Source organism: Litoreibacter ascidiaceicola, from assembly GCF_900129235.1.
In the GTDB taxonomy this organism is placed as follows: domain Bacteria; phylum Pseudomonadota; class Alphaproteobacteria; order Rhodobacterales; family Rhodobacteraceae; genus Litoreibacter; species Litoreibacter ascidiaceicola.
On the sequence record NZ_FQUV01000001.1, the window covers coordinates 540,797 to 560,355 of the forward strand.

The 19,559-nt window shown below is 59.7% G+C and carries 17 protein-coding genes; 10 read left to right on the top strand and 7 right to left on the bottom strand.

Annotation, left to right across the window (positions count from 1 at the left end; translation table 11 throughout):
- The first annotated feature begins 8 nt into the window (after positions 1–8).
- The 3 genes from BUB72_RS02570 to BUB72_RS02580 all read left to right on the top strand — a co-directional run bounded on the left by BUB72_RS02570 (position 9) and on the right by BUB72_RS02580 (position 3,748).
- Positions 9–1,724: a peptide ABC transporter substrate-binding protein gene (locus tag BUB72_RS02570; RefSeq protein ID WP_073140067.1), complete on the top strand. Its 1,716-nt coding sequence runs from the start codon at positions 9–11 to the stop codon at positions 1,722–1,724.
- Positions 1,725–1,824: 100 nt separating this feature from the next.
- Positions 1,825–2,850 carry an ABC transporter permease gene (locus BUB72_RS02575; RefSeq protein WP_073140070.1) on the top strand — a complete coding sequence of 342 codons (1,026 nt, stop codon included), beginning with the start codon at positions 1,825–1,827 and terminating at the stop codon, positions 2,848–2,850.
- Positions 2,843–3,748 carry an ABC transporter permease gene (locus BUB72_RS02580; protein ID WP_073140073.1) on the top strand — a complete coding sequence of 302 codons (906 nt, stop codon included), beginning with the start codon at positions 2,843–2,845 and terminating at the stop codon, positions 3,746–3,748. The genes BUB72_RS02575 and BUB72_RS02580 overlap by 8 nt, the downstream gene beginning before the upstream one ends.
- A 2-nt stretch (positions 3,749–3,750) precedes the next feature.
- Here BUB72_RS02580 and BUB72_RS02585 read toward each other — a convergent pair whose 3' ends face one another.
- Entirely contained in the window at positions 3,751–5,031 is a 1,281-nt protein-coding gene (locus BUB72_RS02585; RefSeq protein ID WP_073140077.1) for a DUF3422 family protein, read from the bottom strand.
- Positions 5,032–5,197: 166 nt separating this feature from the next.
- The gene (locus BUB72_RS02590) at positions 5,198–6,376 is read right to left on the bottom strand and encodes a type III PLP-dependent enzyme (RefSeq protein WP_425435143.1); all 1,179 of its coding nucleotides are present in this window, start codon (positions 6,374–6,376) and stop codon (positions 5,198–5,200) included.
- A gap of 263 nt (positions 6,377–6,639) precedes the next feature.
- On the opposite strand from BUB72_RS02590, the gene BUB72_RS02595 reads away from it, so the two are divergent.
- Entirely contained in the window at positions 6,640–8,025 is a 1,386-nt protein-coding gene (locus BUB72_RS02595) for an MATE family efflux transporter (RefSeq protein ID WP_073140083.1), read from the top strand.
- On the opposite strand, the gene yghU is transcribed toward BUB72_RS02595, so the two are convergent.
- A complete protein-coding gene (gene yghU, locus BUB72_RS02600) occupies positions 8,022–8,879 on the bottom strand; it encodes a glutathione-dependent disulfide-bond oxidoreductase (protein ID WP_073140087.1) in 858 nt (285 codons plus the stop codon). The genes BUB72_RS02595 and yghU overlap by 4 nt on opposite strands.
- A gap of 323 nt (positions 8,880–9,202) precedes the next feature.
- On the opposite strand from yghU, the gene BUB72_RS02605 reads away from it, so the two are divergent.
- Positions 9,203–9,502: a hypothetical protein gene (locus tag BUB72_RS02605; RefSeq protein ID WP_073140090.1), complete on the top strand. Its 300-nt coding sequence runs from the start codon at positions 9,203–9,205 to the stop codon at positions 9,500–9,502.
- Between the two features lie 103 nt (positions 9,503–9,605).
- Here the strand turns inward: BUB72_RS02605 and BUB72_RS02610 are convergent, their stop codons facing one another.
- Positions 9,606–11,030 carry an NAD(P)(+) transhydrogenase (Re/Si-specific) subunit beta gene (locus BUB72_RS02610; protein ID WP_073140093.1) on the bottom strand — a complete coding sequence of 475 codons (1,425 nt, stop codon included), beginning with the start codon at positions 11,028–11,030 and terminating at the stop codon, positions 9,606–9,608.
- A 15-nt stretch (positions 11,031–11,045) separates the two neighbouring features.
- Positions 11,046–12,620: a Re/Si-specific NAD(P)(+) transhydrogenase subunit alpha gene (locus BUB72_RS02615; protein WP_073140096.1), complete on the bottom strand. Its 1,575-nt coding sequence runs from the start codon at positions 12,618–12,620 to the stop codon at positions 11,046–11,048.
- Between the two features lie 193 nt (positions 12,621–12,813).
- On the opposite strand from BUB72_RS02615, the gene BUB72_RS02620 reads away from it, so the two are divergent.
- From BUB72_RS02620 to BUB72_RS02635, 4 genes are read left to right on the top strand one after another with little or no spacing between them, the layout of a single operon-like run.
- A complete protein-coding gene (locus BUB72_RS02620) occupies positions 12,814–13,566 on the top strand; it encodes an SDR family NAD(P)-dependent oxidoreductase (RefSeq protein WP_073140100.1) in 753 nt (250 codons plus the stop codon).
- 10 nt (positions 13,567–13,576) lie between these two features.
- Positions 13,577–14,770, top strand: a complete 1,194-nt coding sequence (gene kynU / locus BUB72_RS02625) for a kynureninase (RefSeq protein ID WP_073140104.1) — start codon at positions 13,577–13,579, stop codon at positions 14,768–14,770.
- 44 nt (positions 14,771–14,814) lie between these two features.
- Entirely contained in the window at positions 14,815–15,237 is a 423-nt protein-coding gene (locus BUB72_RS02630; protein ID WP_083588528.1) for a GNAT family N-acetyltransferase, read from the top strand.
- Positions 15,238–15,266: 29 nt separating this feature from the next.
- Complete coding sequence (locus BUB72_RS02635; RefSeq protein WP_073140107.1) at positions 15,267–16,088, top strand: formate/nitrite transporter family protein; 822 nt, start codon at positions 15,267–15,269, stop codon at positions 16,086–16,088.
- Between the two features lie 7 nt (positions 16,089–16,095).
- Here BUB72_RS02635 and BUB72_RS02640 read toward each other — a convergent pair whose 3' ends face one another.
- Positions 16,096–16,494 carry a hypothetical protein gene (locus tag BUB72_RS02640; protein WP_073140110.1) on the bottom strand — a complete coding sequence of 133 codons (399 nt, stop codon included), beginning with the start codon at positions 16,492–16,494 and terminating at the stop codon, positions 16,096–16,098.
- A 125-nt stretch (positions 16,495–16,619) separates the two neighbouring features.
- Between BUB72_RS02640 and BUB72_RS02645 the strand changes: the two genes are divergently transcribed.
- Positions 16,620–18,500 (top strand): cation:proton antiporter domain-containing protein, encoded by a 1,881-nt coding sequence (locus BUB72_RS02645; protein WP_073140114.1) that lies wholly within the window; start codon positions 16,620–16,622, stop codon positions 18,498–18,500.
- Between the two features lie 9 nt (positions 18,501–18,509).
- Here the strand turns inward: BUB72_RS02645 and cobT are convergent, their stop codons facing one another.
- Positions 18,510–19,517, bottom strand: coding sequence for a nicotinate-nucleotide--dimethylbenzimidazole phosphoribosyltransferase (gene cobT, locus BUB72_RS02650; RefSeq protein ID WP_073140118.1), 1,008 nt, complete (start codon positions 19,515–19,517; stop codon positions 18,510–18,512).
- Positions 19,518–19,559 lie beyond the last annotated feature (42 nt).

The window sequence follows — 19,559 nt, forward strand, 5'->3', positions numbered from 1 at the left end:
GAAACGACATGAAACTCAAGACAGCCCTGATGGGCGCCGCAGCATCGCTGGCCGTTGTGCCGATGGCGATGGCAGACGGCCACGAAGGAGAGCGCGGCCGCGACGGCCAGCTCAACATCATCTATTGGCAAGCCCCCTCCACGTTGAACCCGTATCTGTCGGGCGGCACGAAAGAGGTGGAGAGTGCCTCGCTCGTCCTCGAAAGCCTCGCCCGCTTCGACAACACCGGCGCACTGATCCCGTCGCTGGCGGAAAGCATCCCGACCATCGAGAATGGCGGCATTTCCGAAGATCTGAAGACGATCACATGGAAGCTGAAAGATGGTGTGATGTGGTCCGATGGAACTCCGGTCACCTCGGAAGACGCGATCTTCTCGTGGAAATACTGCACCGACGAGAATTCCGGCTGCGCCCAAGCCAGTTATTTCGACGGCGTGGAAAACATGGAAGCGGTGGACGCGCAAACGGTGAAGATCACCTTCAACGCCCCCAAACCATTCCCTTATACCGCGCTGGTCGGCGCTGAAAGTCCGGTCATTCAAGCCGCGCAATTCGCCGAATGCCTTGGCGCACGTGCGCCGGAATGCACGGATGCCAATTTCGGCCCTATCGGCACCGGACCGTTCAAGGTGGACGAATTCAAGCCGAACGACGTAATCCAGTTCTCGGCCAATGAGAACTACCGCGAAGCCGGCAAACCTGCCTTTGCGACTGTACTGTTTAAAGGCGGCGGCGACGCGGCGGCGGCGGCCCGCTCCGTGCTGGAAACCGGCGAGTTCGACTATGCCTGGAACCTGCAAATCGACCCGAACCTGCTGGCTAACATGGAATCGCAGGGCAAGGGCACCGTGGTCACCGCCTTCGGCACCTCGGTCGAGCGTATCCACGTGAACCAGACCAACCCCGATCCGGCGCTTGGTGACGAACGCGGGACGGTTGCGCATCCGCACCCGTTCCTGACCGATCCGGCAATCGGTAAGGCTTTGTCGATGGCGATTGACCGCGAATTGCTGGTCGAAGTCGGCTATGGCGCAGGCGGTCAGGTGACCTGCAACGTGCTCCCCGCACCAGAGGTTTACGCCTCCACCGCCAACGATGCCTGCAAGACGCAGGACATGGAAGGCGCGAAAAAAGTGCTGGCCGATGCAGGCTGGACCGCTGGCGGTGACGGCATTCTGACGAAAGATGGTAACCGACTGAGCATCCTCTACCAGACCTCTACCAACGCTGTGCGTCAGGATGCGCAGGCGCTGATCAAGCAGTGGTGGAACGAGCTGGGCGTCGAGGTCGAGTTGCGCAACATCGACGGGTCGGTGTTTTTTGGTGGCGACCCATCCTCGCCTGACACGTTCCAGAAGTTCTTCGCGGATGTCGAGATGTACACGAACAACTTCGCAGGCGTGGACCCCGAGGCCTACATGGCCAACTGGCGCTGTTCCGAAATCCCCTCGCCCGAGACCCAGTGGCAGGGTGCCAACATGCAGCGCTTCTGTAGCGAAGAGTATGACGCCCTTGTGGACAAGCTGGCGACGACTGCCGGAATTGATGCCCGTGCGGCAATTGTAAAACAGCTGAACGATATGCTGATGCAAAGCTACTCGATCATTCCACTCGTTCACCGCGGCGGCGTATCGGCGCATGCCAATACATTGGCCGGTGTCAAAATCACCGACTGGGATTCGGAGATGTGGAACATCGCCGACTGGTATCGCACCGGAAACTGATCTGCGGGCGGGCACATAGTCCGCCCCATGCAAAACTGCAAGATGCGCCACATGGCGCGTCTTGCGCCCCCGCTAGAGACCTGAACCGAGGCATTCCGATATGTTCACCTTCACGATCCGCCGGTTGATACTGACTATCCCGACGCTTCTGTTCATTTCTCTCGTGCTGTTCACGATCGTCAAACTCTCGCCTTCCGATCCGACAGGCAACCTCCCCCTGACCATCCCGCCGGAAGTGCGCGAAAAAATCCGCGAGTCTCTGGGCGTCAACAAGCCGTTGCTGATCCAGTATTTGTTGTGGCTAAAGCAGTTTTTCTGGCTGGAGCCGCGCATATTTCTTGAGCATTCGTTCGGCTGGAATCTCGGCACCGCAGACGAGACGCGGTTAATTTCCTACCAGACCCGCTCCCCCGTCATGGACCTGATCGTGCAGCGCCTGCCGCAAACTCTTTGGGTCGTCGGGGTCGCCTATCTGGTCGGCACGCTCATCGCGCTGCCGATCGGGATAATCTCGGCTTACAAGCAGTATTCCGTCTTTGACCAGCTTGGCACGCTGGTGTCGATGATCGGGTTTTCTGTCCCGCCGTTCTTCTCCGGCGTTCTGGTGATCGTCATCTTCTCGGTAATGATCCCGAGCGACAGTTATTTCTGGCTGCCCTCGATCTATGATACCACCCATGAGGTCACCGACTGGGCCAGCTTCAAATACCAGTTCCGACAGATGATCATGCCGGTCATGGTGCTGGCTTTGCAGATCACCGCCCAAATCTCGCGGTTCACGCGGGCCTCGATGCTCGACAACCTCAATCAGGATTACGTCCGCACCGCCCGTGCCAAAGGCCTGAAAGAGAAGACGGTCGTTCTGGTCCACGTTTTGCGCAACTCGATGATCCCCGTGGTCACGGTGATCGCCCTTGGCATTCCGTCGATCTTCGGCGGCGCCATCATCACCGAACAGGTGTTCAAGGTGAACGGTCTGGGCCAGTTGCTGATCATCGCGATCCAAGGCGGCGATGTGCCGACGGTGCAAACGCTGACCTTCATCTTCGCGATCCTGATCGTGTTGTTTAACCTGATTGCCGACGTCCTTTACGGCATTCTGGACCCGAGGATCCGCTATGACTGATATTCCACAAATCGCCGCGCAGCCCCGCAACCAGTGGTGGGATGTCTGGGACCAGTTCAAGACCCACAAGGGCGCTTTGATCGGTGCGATATTCTTCGTGGTCATTCTGCTGGGCGTCATCTTCGGGCCCTGGCTTTGGGGCATCGACGCCACGTTCATCGACATCCGGTCACGCAACCAAGGCCCGAGCTTTGCGCATCCGATGGGCACCGACCAGCTTGGCCGTGACAGCTTTGCGCGGATGATGGCTGGCGGGCGTGTATCATTGGCCGTGGGCCTGACCGCGATGGCTTTGGCCATTGGTCTGGGCACTTTGATTGGCGTGATTGCGGGCTATTTCAAGCGGCTCGACGGGCTGCTGATGCGCACCACCGACCTTTTTCTTGCCCTGCCTTTGCTTCCACTGCTCCTCGTGATCATCATGCTGTTTCGCGACAAGCTGAACGCGGCCTTCGGGCCGGAGGGCGGCATCTTCATCCTGATGGTGTCGGCCATCGGCGCGACCTCATGGATGCAAACCGCACGGATCGTGCGCGGCGACGTGTTGGCGATCAAGGAACGCGAGTTCGTGCTTGCCGCCCGCTCCATCGGGACACCCAACCGCAGGATGATCACGCGGCATATCCTGCCCAATGTGCTGTCGCCGATCATGGTGTCAGCCACCTTGGGTATCGCCAATGCGATTATCACCGAAAGCGCGCTCAGCTTCCTGGGGCTTGGTTTCCCGCCGGACTTCCCGACATGGGGCCGCCTGTTGTTCGACAGCGTCGACTACCTGCAACAATACCCTGAACGGGTGATGTGGCCCGGCCTCGCGATCTCGCTGACGGTGCTGTCAGTGAACTACATGGGCGACGGGCTGCGCGACGCGCTGGACCCGAAAATTCGCGGGCGGTAACGCTATTCCATCTTTTCGCGGATGCGGTGGACCATCCACCACACGGCGAGCACGACCAAGGGTGTCGTGACAGCGGCAAGGACCAGTTTGGATAGGCCCACAGCGTAAGCCGCAGGCTGCGCCATATAGAGCACCAGATTGACCGCGTAGTAGCTGATCGCCACCACGGACAGCCCCTCGACGGTCTTTTGCAGCCGCAATTGCAAGTCGGCGCGCTTGTCCATGCTTTCGAGCAATTTCTGGTTTTGCGACGAGCGTTCCACATCCACCCGTGTGCGCAGCAAGTCCCCTGCCCGCGTGGCGCGCTCGGCCATGTTCTGCAAACGGCGCTCCGAGGCTTTCACAGTGCGCATCGCCGGATCAAACCGGCGCATCATGAATTCCGCGAATGTCTGGCGGCCGTTGAAGCGTTCCTCGCGCAGCACCTCGATGCGTTGGTTCACGATTGCCTCATACGCTCCTGTCGCGCCAAACCGGAAGGACGATTGCGCCAGCAGGCTTTCCAGCTCGGCGGAGGTCGCGAGAAGCTCGCTCAACGTGTCCTCGGCCCCGGTATCGCCCTTCGTCATAGCGCTCATCAGGCCGGACAAAATCGCGTCCAACTCCCCCAAGCGCGGCCCCATCTCCCGCACGCGGGCAAGGCCCAGCATCGACATGCTTTTGTAGGTTTCGATCTCGCAGAGCCGCTGGACAATGCGGCCAATGCGGCGCTCGCCGGTGACGTCGGCCACGAAAACAGCCAGCCGCATATGACCCGCAGCATCAATGCGGAAATCGCCTGCGACGGTTGCGGCCCCATCCAGAACGGTGCTGACCGCAAGGCTTTCAGGCACGAACCAATCTTCGACCCGCGTGACGATTTCGTCGGCACCGGGATCGGCCTCAACACGGATCAAGGCCGACGTGATGCGCACCCCCGGTGCGCTTGCCAGCCAGTCGGCGGGAAAGGTCTCGAAGGCTTTTGGATCAAACGGGCGGTCCTCCAGCGTGGGCATAAACATGGTGTAGGTGACGAACTCGGTATGCTGTTCCCACTTGAGCTTGAATTTGCCCACCTCCCCGAACCAATGGGTCGCACCGGGTTGCGGATGTGGTGCGCCATAGCGGTCGAGCAATTGGGTCAGGTGCGCGCGGTCCACGTCGCGGTCGCGCTCGGCGGCGTCCTCGGGGCGCTTGATGGCAAGGTAGATCGCCCCGCAAGGCGCTTCCAGCGACGGGAAAGGACGCGCGTGCAGCTCGTTGGCCAAAGTGTAGCGCAGCGGGTGGTCTTCTATCGGGGTCATGCAGTCAACCGTAAGTGAATTTCACCTAGGCATAGAGCCACACGGCCCTTAAGAAAACAAATTTTTCATCAAAATCATAGGTTTAGATGTGTGCAACGGCATACAGTTCCACATATAGGAAATTGTCGCGCCCCGGAGCCTCCCCACTCCGGAGCGCGGAATTGGCCTAAATGGTTACGACCGCGAGGGGCGGGAACCCATTGAAACCAATAGACGAATAGGCGGAAGTATACGCGCCTGTGTTGCGGATCAGCACGCGGTCACCTGCCTTCAAAGTCAGCGGCAACTGCATCGGACGCTTTTCATAAAGCACATCCGCGCTGTCGCAGCTTGGGCCTGCCATGACGCAAGGGCCACACTCTTCGCCGTCACGGGCGGTCTCGAACTGGTAGCGGATTGCTTCGCCTTCAGTTTCGGCCAGACCGGAAAAACGGCCAATGTCGAGGTAAACCCAGCGGTGCATGTCACGGTCCGACTTGCGCGAAACCAGCATGACTTCCGCCACGATGACGCCAGCCTCGGCCACCATACCGCGACCCGGCTCTGCCATGATGCGGGCGACATTGCCGAAACGAGAGGTCACTTGCGCCATTACGGCAGCTGCGTATGCGGTCGGGGCCTCGATAGCCTCACCATAGAAGGCAGGGAAACCGCCGCCGATGTTCAGCAGGCTCAGGTCGTGGCCAGCGTCGCGGGCGTCGTGCCAGATCAGCGCAAGCGCGTCCAAAGTCGGGCCCCACATTTCCGCCTTGCGGGTTTGAGAGCCTACGTGGAACGAGAAGCCAACAGGGTTCAAGCCCAGCTCTTTGGCGTAGTCCAGAAGGCGCAGGGCTGTGTCGCGGTCGCAGCCGAATTTGCGCGACAGCGGCCAGTCGGCTTGGCTGACTTCTACGATCAGGCGAATGTAGACCTGCGCGCCGGGAGCGTGCTCTGCGATTTTTTCCAGCTCTTCTTCGGCGTCCGCAGCAAACAGCGTGATACCAGCGGCATGCGCGAAGGCGATGTCGGAGGCGCGTTTGACGGTGTTGCCAAACGAAATGTCTGCCGGGTCAGCGCCAAGGCTCAAGCACAGTTCAACTTCGCCGCGCGATGCTGCATCAAAGTGGGACCCGAGGTTCACGAGGGTTTCAATGACCTTGCGCTCTGGGTTTGCTTTGACGGCATAATGAATGTCGGCGCGGCCAAGGCCAGCCTTCAGTGCGCGGTATTGCTGTGCAACTAGAGCGGTATCGACGACCAGTGTCGGGCGGTCAAATTCGCGCGATGCAACAAAGGCATCCAGACGGTTACGGACAATAGGTTGAGCCGACGCCTGAGCGTCCGAGAATTGTACAGTCATGGTCATCTCCAGTTAGACCCGGCCATAACGGGGATTACCCGTGCGAGACCGCTCACTTCCAAGGGGAGACGTTACCGTCGCTACGTAAACACGTGTTGCGTTGACTGCTACAGGCCAGAGGCGCGTGCGTTGGCGTCTATTTCCGCCGTATCGGGCCAAACGCGAGTCGGCGCAAGCGTTTTTTTTGCCAGCGTCGAATTTCATCAAATTGATGCAGCGGAACCGCAGACTATGCTCACGCGTTGAGACACTTAACCGGAGAGTGCTTCTTGCCCAACACCAAAAAACGCGACCTGACCCAAGGCCCGGTGTGGGTCGCCCTGACAGCCATGTCGGCCCCCATGTCCTTCGGGATATTCGCGGTGATCGCGGTGGGACTGGCCGACGCCTACTTCCTCGGGAAGGTCAGCGCCAACGCCCTCGCGGCGGTCGGGTTTATTTATCCGGTGATTACCGCCATCACCTCCCTTTCGATCGGGCTGAGCGCTGGCGCGAACGCGACCCTGTCGCAGGCCGTCGGTCGCGAAGAAACGGAGGACGACGTGCGCAGGCTGGGGCTTCATGCCATCGGCTTGGGCATGGCGTTATCCGCGATCATGGCCCTGCTATTGTGGCCCAGCTATCCCATTCTGTTTAGCGCCATGGGCGCGAGCGACGAGGTTTTGGGCGAGATCGCTCAATACATTCCGATATGGGCGCTCTCCTTTCCCTTCCTTGTCGTTATGATGATCACCAACGCCGTGTTTCGCGCCCATGGGGATGGTGCAACCTCGGCGGCAATCATGGTGCTAGCGGCCTTCTTCGGGATCGCCCTTAACCCCGTCCTTATTTTCGGCTGGGGGCCCCTGCCAGAGTTGGGAACTTTGGGCGCGGCGCTCTCCACACTCATCGGCCGCGTCATCGCGATGGCCGCTGCCCTTTGGATTGCGTGGCGGCGCGGCATGCTGGGCGTGTGCGGCAAAGTGCTGGACGGTTTGGTGGCGTCGGTCAGACAGGTGCTAAATGTCGGCATACCCGCCGCGTTTTCCAACGCCATCAATCCTGCAGGCATGGCTTTGGTCACGGCTGCCGTGGCCACGGTTGGCGAAACTACAGTGGCAGGTTTCGGCGCGGCATCGCGCATCCAGTCCTTCGCGCTCGTGCCGCTGATGGCCCTTTCGTCCGGCATCGGACCAGTGGTCGGCCAGAACTGGGGTGCGGAGAAACGTGATCGCGCGCAGACTGCCACCCAGCAAGCCTTCGCCTTCTGCCTTGTCTACGGGCTGCTGCTTGCCGTGGTGCTCATCATCTTCGCAGAGACACTGGCAAGCTGGGTCGGCTCAGGTGGGGAAGATGTAGGATATGCCGCGTCCTATTTGCGCATCGTGGGCCTGTCTATGTTTGGCTATGGGGTCGTGGTGGTCGCCAACGCGGCGATGAATGCCCGCGACAAGGCGCTTTGGTCCCTGTCGTTGTCATTAAGTCGTATCTTCGTGATCTACCTGCCACTGGCGTGGCTCGGCGTCATGGTCATGGGCTACACTGGCATCTTGTTTGCCGCAGTCATCGCCAACTTGCTTGGCGCGTGGGGTGGCCTTGTGGCCACCCGCTCCACCGATCTTGTGCGCATAGACATACCCGGCATAAAGACGCCATTGCGAAAGCTGGACGCCTAGCTTTCCAGCTTGTCCTGCGTTTTGGTGTCAAAGTCGCTGGTGTCGTGGCGTTCGTGCAGCTGACCTTCCAGCGGGCCGGACGTGCGGTTGACCATCTGGCCCCTTTGCACCGCCGGACGCGCCGCAATCTGTTTTTCCCAGCGGATAACGTGATCGTATTCATGCACGCTCAGGAACTCCCCAGCGTCATAGGCCCCGCCAGTTACCATGCGGCCATACCAAGGCCATGTGACCATATCGGCGATGGTGTAGGTATCCCCTGCCAGATATTCGTTTTCTTCCAGATGCTGGTTCAGCACATCCAGCTGCCGCTTAGCCTCCATCGCGAAACGGTTGATCGGGTATTCCTGCTTGGTGGGTGCGTAGGCATAGAAATGTCCGAAGCCACCGCCCAGATAGGGCGCAGAGCCTTGCAGCCAGAACAGCCAGTTCATGCATTCGGCGCGGGCGGCGGGTTCCGTGGGCAGGAACTCCCCGAACTTTTCGGCCAGATAGAACAGGATCGAGCCACTCTCAAAAACCCGTGTCAGGGTGGTGGTGTCAAACATCGCGGGGATCTTGGAGTTCGGGTTGACGTCCACGAAGCCGCTGGAGAACTGGTCCCCCTCCCCAATCTTGATCAGCCAAGCGTCATATTCAGCGCCGGAATGCCCCAGCTCCAAAAGCTCCTCCAGCATAATGGTCACCTTCTGCCCGTTGGGCGTGGCGAGGCTATAGAGCTGCAAGGGATGCTTGCCGACGGGCAAATCCTTGTCATGGGTCGGGCCAGCGATAGGCCGGTTGATGGATGCAAACGTGCCACCGGACTCGTTCTCCCATGTCCAAACCTTGGGGGGGATATACTCTTCAGTCATGGGGTTTTCCTTCTTTATCGCGGTTACACCTACCAAAGCCCCTTGCACGGGAAGGTGCAAACCGAAAAACCCGAATTTTATTTGGAGCAGTAAAATGGTGGCTATAACGGAGCACAAAAAACATTATAAGACATTGAATATTAATGTTTTTAATGGGGGGGGCTCGGAAATTCGCTTCTAGACCCGATAAACGGCCTTGTTACCCAATTTTCCGGCAAGCCGGGATTAGTTGCGGAACCTTTTAGGTCGGGCGGCAGTTGTCTCCTCATACAGCGTCCGGAATGACTTCAGACGCACTGGACCTAACGACTAGGAGACTACACATGACCAAGTTTTTCACAACAACGGCTATCGCCCTTACCTTCGCTGCACCTGCTTTTGCAGACATCAACGTTGAAGAGTATCTGGCATTGTCCAACAATTCGGCAGCTGAACGCATGGTCGAAGAAACTTCTACCGGTGACGTCGAAGCGGCAGAGATCAAGTTTGCCTTGGGCAACATGAGCGCCGCCGAGCGTCAGGTGTTTTTCGAAATGGACGAAGAGTCCCGCATGGCGCAATTGATCGCGCTGCGTAAGACTGCACCAATGAACAGCCCAGCAGAAGCAGCCGCTTCTAACTAAGTGACACGCGGGCCGGCCATCGCCGGTCCCCGAAACAAAAAACGGGCGCTCCGATTGGGGCGCCCGTTTTCATGCGTAGGGCGGGGTTCGCCCCGCCGCACGCTCAATCAATCTTGGGCAGCAAGCTGTCCAGCGATGCTTTAGCATCCCCATAGAACATCCGCGTGTTGTCCTTGAAGAACAGCGGGTTCTCGATACCCGAATACCCCGTACCTTGGCCGCGCTTGGACACGAACACCTGCTTGGCTTTCCAGCATTCAAGCACTGGCATGCCCGCGATAGGCGAGTTCGGATCGTCCTGCGCTGCAGGGTTCACGATGTCGTTGGAGCCGATCACGATGGCGACGTCTGTGTTGGGGAAGTCGTCATTGATCTCGTCCATCTCCATGACGATGTCGTAAGGCACCTTGGCCTCCGCCAGCAGCACGTTCATGTGACCCGGCAGACGCCCCGCAACGGGGTGAATGGCGAAGCGCACGTTCTTGCCTTTGGCACGCAACTTGCGGACCAGTTCAGCCACAGAAGACTGCGCCTGCGCCACGGCCATGCCGTAGCCCGGGATGATAATCACGCTGTCAGCTTCGTTCAAAGCCGTCGCAACACCGTCCGCATCAATCGCAACCTGTTCGCCTTCAACCGCCATCTGCGGGCCAGCCGCGCCGCCGAAGCCACCCAAGATAACCGACACGAAGGAGCGGTTCATCGCCTTACACATGATGTAGGACAGGATCGCACCGCTTGATCCGACCAACGCGCCAACAACGATTAGCAGATCGTTGCCCAGCGAGAAGCCGATCGCCGCCGCAGCCCAGCCGGAATAGCTGTTCAGCATCGACACGACGACAGGCATATCCGCGCCGCCGATGCCCATGATCAGGTGGTAGCCGATGAACAGCGCCGCCAAAGTCATCAAGAACAGCGGGAAGAAGCCGCCTGTGTTGAAGTACCAAACCAGACAGATCAGCGAGAGTGCCGCCGCGCCCGCGTTTAGCATATGGCCACCCGGCAGCTTTTTCGCCGCCGAGTCCACTTTGCCCGCCAGCTTGCCATAGGCAATGACCGAGCCGGTGAAGGTCACAGCACCGATGAAGATGCCCAAGAACAGTTCGACCCGTAGGATCGAAATCTCAACGCCGGATTTCTTGGCAATGAGCTTGGCAAAGGTGCCGAAAGTCTCTGGGTCGGCGGTCGCCACGTTCCCGATCTGGATATGCGCAATCAAGCCCACAAACACAGCGGCCAGACCAACGAGTGAGTGCATCGCAGCCACAAGCTCTGGCATCTGCGTCATCTGAACCTTGGTCGCCAGCTGGTAGCCGATGGCCCCGCCGCCCGCGATCAGGATCAGCGACAACAGCCAATAGCCAGAGCCCGGCCCGACAATCGTCGCCGCCACGGCCAGAGCCATGCCGGCAATGCCGTACCAAACAGCGCGCTTGGCGCTTTCCTGCCCCGACAAGCCGCCAAGCGACAGAATGAAAAGAACTGCGGCAACTACGTAAGCCGCGGTGGTAAATCCGAATTCCATGATCTCTACCCCTACTTACGATTTCTGGAACATGGCGAGCATGCGCCGTGTCACGAGGAAGCCGCCGAATATGTTGATGCCGGTCATAAAGACCGCCAGCGCGGCCAGCAGGATCACAAGGAACGACCCTGATCCGATCTGCATCAGCGCGCCCAAAATGATGATCGACGATATTGCATTGGTCACGGCCATCAGCGGTGTGTGCAGCGAATGCGCCACCCCCCAGATCACTTGGAAACCGACGAAGACTGCCAACACGAAGACAATGAAGTGCTGCATAAAGCTGGCAGGGGCGACAAGGCCGACCCCGAGCAACAGCACCGCACCGACCGCAAGCAAGGTGACTTGCGTCTTGGTTTGCTGCTTGAACTCGGCGACCTCTTTGGCGGCCTTTTCTTCATGCGTCAGCTCAGGGACCTTCGCCTTCTTCGGCGCTGCTGCAATCGCCGCGATCTTTGGTGGTGGTGGCGGGAAGGTGATCTCGTTGTCGAAGGTCACGGTCGCGCCACGGATCACGTCGTCTTCCATGTTGTGATTGATCACGCCGTCTTTTTCCGGCGTAAGATCGAACAGCATGTGTCTGATATTGTTGGAATAAAGCGTCGATGCCTGCGCACCCATCCGCGACGGGAAGTCAGTGTAGCCGATAATGGTCACACCATTGTCGGTGACAATCTTCTCGTCCATGACCGTCAGCTTACAGTTACCACCCTTTTCAGCGGCAAGGTCCACGATGACAGAGCCGGGCTTCATCGCCGCGACCATATCTTCGGTCCATAGCTCTGGCGCTTCGCGGTTCGGGATCAGCGCGGTTGTGATCACGATGTCGATCTCGGGGGCCAGTTCGCGGAACTTGGCGAGCTGCGCTTCGCGGAACTCTGGCGAGGACACCGAGGCGTAGCCGCCGGAGGCGGAGCCATCGGCCTGCTCTTCTTCAAAGTCGAGGAACACGAACTCTGCGCCCATCGATTCAACCTGCTCGGCCACTTCCGGCCGCACGTCGAAGGCGTAGGTGATCGCCCCAAGTGAAGTTGCGGTGCCGATGGCGGCAAGGCCAGCCACACCAGCGCCCACAACCAGAACCTTGGCGGGTGGCACTTTACCAGCAGCAGTCACCTGCCCAGTAAAGAAGCGGCCAAAGTTGTTGCCCGCCTCGATAACAGCGCGGTAACCGGCGATGTTTGCCATGGAGGACAATGCGTCCATTTTCTGAGCGCGCGAGATACGCGGCACCATTTCCATGGCGATGACCCGTGCGCCAGCCTTCTTGGCGGCTTCCATGCCAGCCTCGTTGGCGGCAGGGTTGAAGAACGATATCAGGGTTTGCCCTTCGCGAAGCCGCTTGCTCTCGGTCGCATCAGGCTGGCGCACTTTGACGACGACGTCGGCGGCCTTCCACAATGCGGCGGCGGTTTTCACGACTTCGACGCCCGCATCTTTGTAGGCTTTGTCGGAAAAGCCTGCCATTGCGCCAGCGCCAGTTTCGATCACGCAAGTGTGGCCAAGTTTCTGGATTTGCAACGCAGACTCGGGCGTCATGGCGACACGCGCCTCGCCCTCGAAAGTTTCTTTCGGTGCCCCGATTTTCATAGAGGGTCCCCCATCGTCTAAGTGAATTTCACGCACAGATGAGCGTCAATATCGTCGCTTCAGGTGATTCACAAGGCGATCACGCGGTATGCGAAAGTATACTGCGTCGACCTTACGTCATAACGCAAGAATATGTCTCTCTAGACGCGCCCCTCTGGCACGTTAGGGTATCAGCCAAAGGTAGGGGAAACGCATGGAACTTTCAGGCAAACACGCATTGGTCACAGGCGGTGGCACGGGAATCGGCTTGGCGATTGCACAGGCTTTGGCAGCCGCAGGGGCGCAAGTTACAATTTCCGGCCGTCGCATGGAGGTTTTACAAGACGTCGCAATTGACGGGCTACACCCGCTGGTGATGGACGTCACAGAACCGGAGCAGGTGGTCGCAGGCGTAGAAGATGCCGTGGCAGCCCGAGGTCCGGTCCAGATATGCGTACCCAACGCAGGCATCGCGGAAGGGCGCAGCATTACTAAGATGGATCTCGATTTCTGGCGTCGCACCATGGCGACCAACCTTGATGGCGCAATGCTGACCATTCAGGCCTGCCTGCCTTCGATGCTTACAACCGATTGGGGGAGGGTCATTGCAGTGTCGTCGATTGCCGGTGTTCGCGGTTTGCGTGGCGCGCCCGCATATTCCGCATCGAAGCACGGGTTGATCGGCCTGATCCGTGGCCTGAGCGAGGATTATATGGGTGGCCCCTATACCTTCAACGCGCTGTGCCCCGGATATGTCGACACCGAAATCGTCACCCGCAACACCGCCGAGATTGCCAAACGGGCGGGCCTCAGCGAAGAGGACGCGCTTGGCACTATGGTCCGCTCCAACCGCCACAAGCGGCTGATCAAAGCGGACGAGATCGGGGCTGCGGCGCTTTGGCTTTGTGGCGCGGGATCAGGCTCGGTCAACGGGCAGACAATCGAAATCGCAGGCGGACAGGTTTAAGGACACGACAATGGATATCTTCAAGAAAACACGCGCGATGTTTCACCTGCCCGAGGGCATGACTTATCTGGATGGCAACTCGCTCGGCCCGCTGCCCTACGCGGCGCAGGATCGTGTCGATGCTATGATGCGCGACCAATGGGGCGAGATGCTGATCACCGGCTGGAACAAGGCGGGCTGGATGGAACAACCGTCGCGCGTGGGCGACCGTTTGGGCAAGTTGATCGGCGCGGAAACGGGCCATGTGGTGCTGGGCGACACCTTGTCGATCAAGGTCTACCAAGCGCTGGCTTCCGCGCTGGAGCTGAAACCCGACCGCAAGGTGATCCTGTCTGATAGCGGCAATTTCCCGTCGGATTTGTATATGGCCGAAGGGCTGATCCGGATGCTGGACCGTGGCTTGGAGTTGCGGGTCGTCGCACCGGAAGACGTTGAGGCATCTCTCGGCGACGACATCGCGGTGATGATGCTCACGCAGGTCGATTACCGCTCTGGCCGGATGCACGATATGAACCGCCTCACCGAATTGGCCCATAAGGCTGGGGCGATTGCCGTTTGGGATTTGGCGCATTCGGCAGGTGCTGTCCCGGTGGACCTTGCGGCGGCGAACGTCGATTTTGCGGTTGGATGCACTTACAAATACCTCAACTCCGGCCCCGGCGGCCCCGCCTTCATCTACGTGGCCCCGCGCCATGCAGAGGTCGTGAACCCCGCCCTGTCCGGCTGGCTAGGCCACGCATCCCCCTTCGCGTTTGACTTGAACTACAAGCCGGGTGCGGGGATCGAGCGGATGCGCGTCGGCACCCCACCCGTGATCCAGATCGCCGCGTTGGAAGCCGCCCTCGACATCTGGGAGATGGTCGACATGGCAGACGTACGCGCCCGCGCTGTCGAGCTGTCGGAACTGTTCATCAACGAGGTCGAGACCCGCTGCCCCGAGCTGACGCTCGCCTCCCCACGCGACGCCGCGCAGCGTGGTAGTCAGGTATCCTTCGCACATGAAGAGGGCTACGCGATCATGCAGGCGCTGATCGCCCACGGAGTTATCGGAGACTTCCGCGCGCCGGATATTTTGCGGTTTGGCATCACCCCGCTGTACGTGGGCGAGGACGATATCCTGCGCGCCGCGACCACCCTGCAAGAGATCATGGAGGGACAACTTTGGGACCGCGACGCTTACAGAATTCGCTCCCGTGTGACCTGATTCTGCGCCCGTTCGCAAAAGGCGACGGGGCGGCCAGCTTCGACGTGTTTATCGACGCCGTGCGTAACGGAACCAAAGAGCATTACACGGCAGAGCAACGGGCCGCTTGGGCCCCTGTCGATATTATGCCTGCAACGTGGGAAGACCGGCACCTCGCGACCACGGCATTTGTTGCGGAAAGCGAGCGGCAACTGGAAGGCTTCATGACCCTGACAGCGGAAGGGGTGATCGATATGGCCTTTGTCCGTCCTAGCGCGATGGGCACCGGAATTGCGGTGCAGCTTTACGAGAAAATAGAAGCGGCTGCGCACGCGTCGGGTATGACACGCCTCAGCACACAGGCAAGCCATCTGGCCCGACCGTTTTTCTTGCGCCGCGGATGGAACCTTTTGGCCGCTCAAACTGTTCAGAAACGCGGGCAAACTCTTGAGAACTTCCGCATGGAAAAGCATCTCGGCTCCTCGTAAAGAGTGGTGAACAGTAAAGGCGTATTCTGATGACCCCGAAGTCGAGAAAAGAACGAGACAAGGAAGACCGCTCGATCGAGAGTGCCAAGAGCCTAGGCGCGAAGCTGATCTTCGAGGTTATACGGCGCGAGGGTGACGAAGAGCTGGAACGGCCGATCCGTTCGCTCATCTGGTCCGGCGTTGCGGCGGGCATCATGATCAGCCTGTCCGTGCTGGGCGAAGCGATTTTCCGCACCTACCTTCCAGACACGCCTTGGCGTCCCTTACTTGAAAACCTTGGCTACTCGCTTGGTTTTCTGGTGGTGATCCTTGGCGGAATGCAGCTTTTTACCGAGAACACGATCACCACGGTGCTGCCGCTGATGTCGCGGCCCGGGCTGCGGATGCTTGGCCGCGTTGCGCGTCTGTGGACAGTTGTTCTGATCGCCAATGTCGCCGGGGCCTTTGCCATCGCCATTCTATATGCGCATACGCCCGCCCTGCCATCGGAGCTGATGCCCGCCATGATGGAGCTGTCCCATCACGCAACAGGCATGCCCGCCGGCCAAAGCTTCTTCCGAGCCATTCCGGCTGGTGTGATCGTCGCCGCGATTGTCTGGATGCTGCCCAATTCCGAAGGGTTCGGCTTTTGGGTGATTTTAACATTCACATGGCTCATCGCTGCCGGAGATTTCACCCATGTGGTCGCCGGATCGGTCGAAATGGCGCTGCTCATGGTGACAGGCCAGCTTGCGCTTTGGCCTGCGCTATCGGGGTTCTTCATCCCTGTGCTGGCGGGCAATGTCGTCGGTGGCACCGTCATCTTCGCGCTGATCACCTATGGCCAGGTCCGCCACGAGCTTAAGCACTGAAGCGATTCTACCGCCGTTTGCGGCTGTGATAGGTGAGGGCCGCGTGGATGATGTGGTCAAGCATCTGCGTATCCCCGCCAAGGATCAAACCGCGCTTGCCTGACAGTTCCGGCACGTCACCAAAGATCGCGCGGGCGTCCTCGATGATCGTCGTGCTACACGGCACCATCACCGCCGCTCGACCGCCGATCTGGCCCAATCGTATCGTGGTTCCGGTCTTGGGGCGTTCGGTCAGATAGGCAGGTTCCCCCCATTTCAGGGTTTCGGTGAGCGGCCCGACATCCGCCAAACCCGCCGCTGCCTCAAAAATGCGCTGGCGGGCAGATCGCAAAATCGCTGCAATATCCGACGGTAACGCACCAAAAGCTGTCACAATCTCGATAGGGGTATCATCTTTTGCACTCATCTGTGCCTCCAGCTTGTATGGAGGTGATACTAGCCCATACCCGTGTTACAAATCTTGCTATAATCCGCGTGGACCCTCCCCGATAAATAGCGTTTGCTGGATGCTGCGCGACATAAGGTAAATATATGGACTCCTTCCTCTTTGCATCGACACTCTATCTGCTCGCCGCTTGCGTAGCGGTACCCTTGGCCGTGCGTCTGGGTTTGGGGTCGGTGTTGGGCTATCTGACAGCGGGCATCATGATCGCCCCGCTGGAAGGGTTGGTCGGGTCGGAGACACAAAACCTCCAGCACTTTGCCGAGTTCGGCGTGGTCATGATGCTGTTTATTATCGGGCTGGAGCTGGAGCCACGCGCCCTTTGGGACATGCGCCACAGACTGATCGGGCTGGGCGGCTTACAGGTTAGCTTGACTACGGGGCTGATCCTTGCCGCCGCAATGGCATTGGGTGTCCCGTGGCACGGAGCCACCGCAATCGGCCTGATTTTTGCGTTATCTTCGACCGCTATCGTGCTGCAAACACTCAATGAAAAGTCGTTGATGGGAACGAATGGCGGGCGGTCCGCCTTCTCGGTCCTGCTCACGCAGGATATCGCCGTCATCCCGATGCTGGCGCTGGTCCCATTGCTGGTCTGGCCGGGGCTGAGCAATCGCGCGGCCGCAACCGACGCCCATCAGGACACCGATCACGGGGCCGCCAGTGATGTGATGCATATGCTGGAAGGCTTGCCCGGCTGGGGCGTCACCCTGATCACCTTGGCCGCAATTGTCCTGATCATTGTCGGCGGTCACTACATGACAAGGCCGATATTCCGCTACATCCACCGCGCAAGGCTGCGCGAGATGTATACCGCCGTTTCCCTGCTCTTCGTTGTCGGGGTGGCCGCCTTGATGGTTCTGGTGGGTCTTTCGCCCGCCCTTGGGGCTTTTCTTGCCGGGGTGGTGCTGGCCAACAGCGAATTCCGCCACGAGCTGGCCGCGGATATCGAGCCGTTCAAGGGCCTGCTGCTGGGCTTGTTCTTCATCACCGTTGGCGCAGGGATCAATTTCGAAACACTCCTGAGCGCGCCTTTTGTAATCCTTGGGCTGACCCTTGGCATGATGGCGATCAAGGCAAGCGTCCTGTTTGTGCTGGCCATCCTGTTCAAGATCAAAGGCCGCGACCGGATGCTGTTCACCCTTGGGCTGGCGCAGGCGGGTGAATTCGGCTTCGTGCTGACCAGCTTCACCGTGCAGCAAAACGTGCTTCCAACAGAAATGTCGGAAACCCTGCTTTTGGTCATTGCCCTGTCAATGCTGCTGACGCCGTTGCTGTTCATCGCCTATGACAAGCTACAGCACCGCTTTCTGGAGCAAAGCGAGTCCGTGCCCCATGACGATATCGACGACCAACAGCCGATTATCATCGCCGGGATTGGCCGCTTCGGGCAGGTGGTGAACCGGTTGCTGCAAAGCTCCGGCTTTCAAACCACGGTTCTGGACCACGACCTGCCGCTGATACAGTTGATGCGGCGGTTTGGCTTCAAAGGCTACTTCGGCGACCCGACACGCCCTGAAATGCTGCACGCTGCCGGACTGGCCGAAGCCAAGGTCTTGGTGGTGGCATTGGACGACCCGAAAGCCGCCGTCAAAATCGTGGCCTTTGCCCGCAAGGAGCGCCCCGATCTGATCATCATCGCCCGCGCCCGTGACCGCGTACACGTGTTCGAGCTGTATAAAGCCGGCGCGGACAAGATCGTGCGCGAGATGTTCGACAGCTCGCTTCGTGCCGGTCGCTACGTGCTGGAAGGCATGGGCCTGACCGAGCATGACGCCCACGAGCAGGAGGTCGCCTTCTTCCGCATGGACCGTCACGCCATGTCGGACCTCGCCGATCTGTGGGACCCGAATATCCCCGTCAGCGAAAACGAAGCCTATCTGGAACGCGCCAAAGCGTTGAACCGCGATCTGGAGGTCGAGCTGCTCGCGAAACTAACCAAGCCGCAAGCGGTCGACGCCGCAGAGTAAGCAAAATAATCAGCCGTCGCTGACACCCGCCTCGGCAAAGGTGGCCATGCCGGAATGGCAAGCCACTGCCGCCTTCAGCACTCCGATCGCCGCCGCCCCGCCGGAGCCTTCGCCAAGGCGCAACCCCAGAGACAGCAACGGCTCTTTCCCAAGCGCGTCGAGCATTTTGCCATGCGCGCCCTCAGCCGACAAATGCCCTGCAACGCAGTGATCCAGCGCACCTGCGCGTGACTTCTCCAACACAGACGCAGCCGCGGTGCAGATAAAGCCATCCAGAATTACCGGAATGCGATACGCCCGCGCTGCCGCAATCGCACCCGCCATCGCCGCCAGCTCGCGCCCGCCCAAACAGCGCAGCACCTCCAACGGTGCGCGCGCGGCATGCAAGGCCAGCCCCTCGTCCACAACCCGTGCCTTGTTGGCGAGACCTGCATCATCAACGCCTGTGCCTCGTCCGACCCAATCCGCCCCTGCGCCACCAAATAACGCAGCCCCCAAGGCTGCGCCTGCGGTGGTGTTGCCGATGCCCATCTCGCCCGTCACCAACAGGTCAGCCGACGAGTCCACCGCGTCCCACCCCGTTTGCAAAGCCGCAACGCAGTCCGCTTCGCTCATCGCAGCCTCTTTGGTGAAATCCGCAGTTGGGCGGTCCAACTCCAGCGCATGCACATCCATCTTTGCCCCGAACGCTTTGGCCAACTGATTGATCGCCGCGCCTCCATGCTCGAAATTCGCCACCATCTGAACGGTTACTTCGGGCGGAAACGCCGAGACCCCTTGCGCGCAAACCCCGTGGTTGCCTGCAAAAACAACGATCTGCGGCGCCTCCAGCACCGGGCGGTCCGTGCCGCGCCAGCCGGCATACCAGATTGCCAGATCCTCAAGCCGCCCCAACGCCCCGGGTGGCTTGGTCAACTGCCCGTTTCGCGCCTCGGCACCCTGACGCGCTTTGGCATCTGTCTCTGGTGCTTGTGCCAGAATGGCCTCGAACTCTGATAGGGTGGAAAACTGGGCCATCGACTGCTCGCAATTGTAATACATGTTGCTTCTGTTTACCCC

Coding starts and splice junctions, on each gene's coding strand:
- BUB72_RS02615 (WP_073140096.1), bottom strand. CDS start 12,620: ATGAAAATCGGGGCACCGAAAGAAACTTTCGAGGGCGAGGCGCGTGTC.
- BUB72_RS02585 (WP_073140077.1), bottom strand. CDS start 5,031: ATGACCCCGATAGAAGACCACCCGCTGCGCTACACTTTGGCCAACGAG.
- BUB72_RS02605 (WP_073140090.1), top strand. CDS start 9,203: ATGACCAAGTTTTTCACAACAACGGCTATCGCCCTTACCTTCGCTGCA.
- BUB72_RS02590 (WP_425435143.1), bottom strand. CDS start 6,376: ATGACCATGACTGTACAATTCTCGGACGCTCAGGCGTCGGCTCAACCT.
- BUB72_RS02570 (WP_073140067.1), top strand. CDS start 9: ATGAAACTCAAGACAGCCCTGATGGGCGCCGCAGCATCGCTGGCCGTT.
- yghU (WP_073140087.1), bottom strand. CDS start 8,879: ATGACTGAAGAGTATATCCCCCCCAAGGTTTGGACATGGGAGAACGAG.
- BUB72_RS02610 (WP_073140093.1), bottom strand. CDS start 11,030: ATGGAATTCGGATTTACCACCGCGGCTTACGTAGTTGCCGCAGTTCTT.
- BUB72_RS02645 (WP_073140114.1), top strand. CDS start 16,620: ATGGACTCCTTCCTCTTTGCATCGACACTCTATCTGCTCGCCGCTTGC.
- kynU (WP_073140104.1), top strand. CDS start 13,577: ATGGATATCTTCAAGAAAACACGCGCGATGTTTCACCTGCCCGAGGGC.
- BUB72_RS02580 (WP_073140073.1), top strand. CDS start 2,843: ATGACTGATATTCCACAAATCGCCGCGCAGCCCCGCAACCAGTGGTGG.
- cobT (WP_073140118.1), bottom strand. CDS start 19,517: ATGGCCCAGTTTTCCACCCTATCAGAGTTCGAGGCCATTCTGGCACAA.
- BUB72_RS02575 (WP_073140070.1), top strand. CDS start 1,825: ATGTTCACCTTCACGATCCGCCGGTTGATACTGACTATCCCGACGCTT.
- BUB72_RS02620 (WP_073140100.1), top strand. CDS start 12,814: ATGGAACTTTCAGGCAAACACGCATTGGTCACAGGCGGTGGCACGGGA.
- BUB72_RS02640 (WP_073140110.1), bottom strand. CDS start 16,494: ATGAGTGCAAAAGATGATACCCCTATCGAGATTGTGACAGCTTTTGGT.
- BUB72_RS02635 (WP_073140107.1), top strand. CDS start 15,267: ATGACCCCGAAGTCGAGAAAAGAACGAGACAAGGAAGACCGCTCGATC.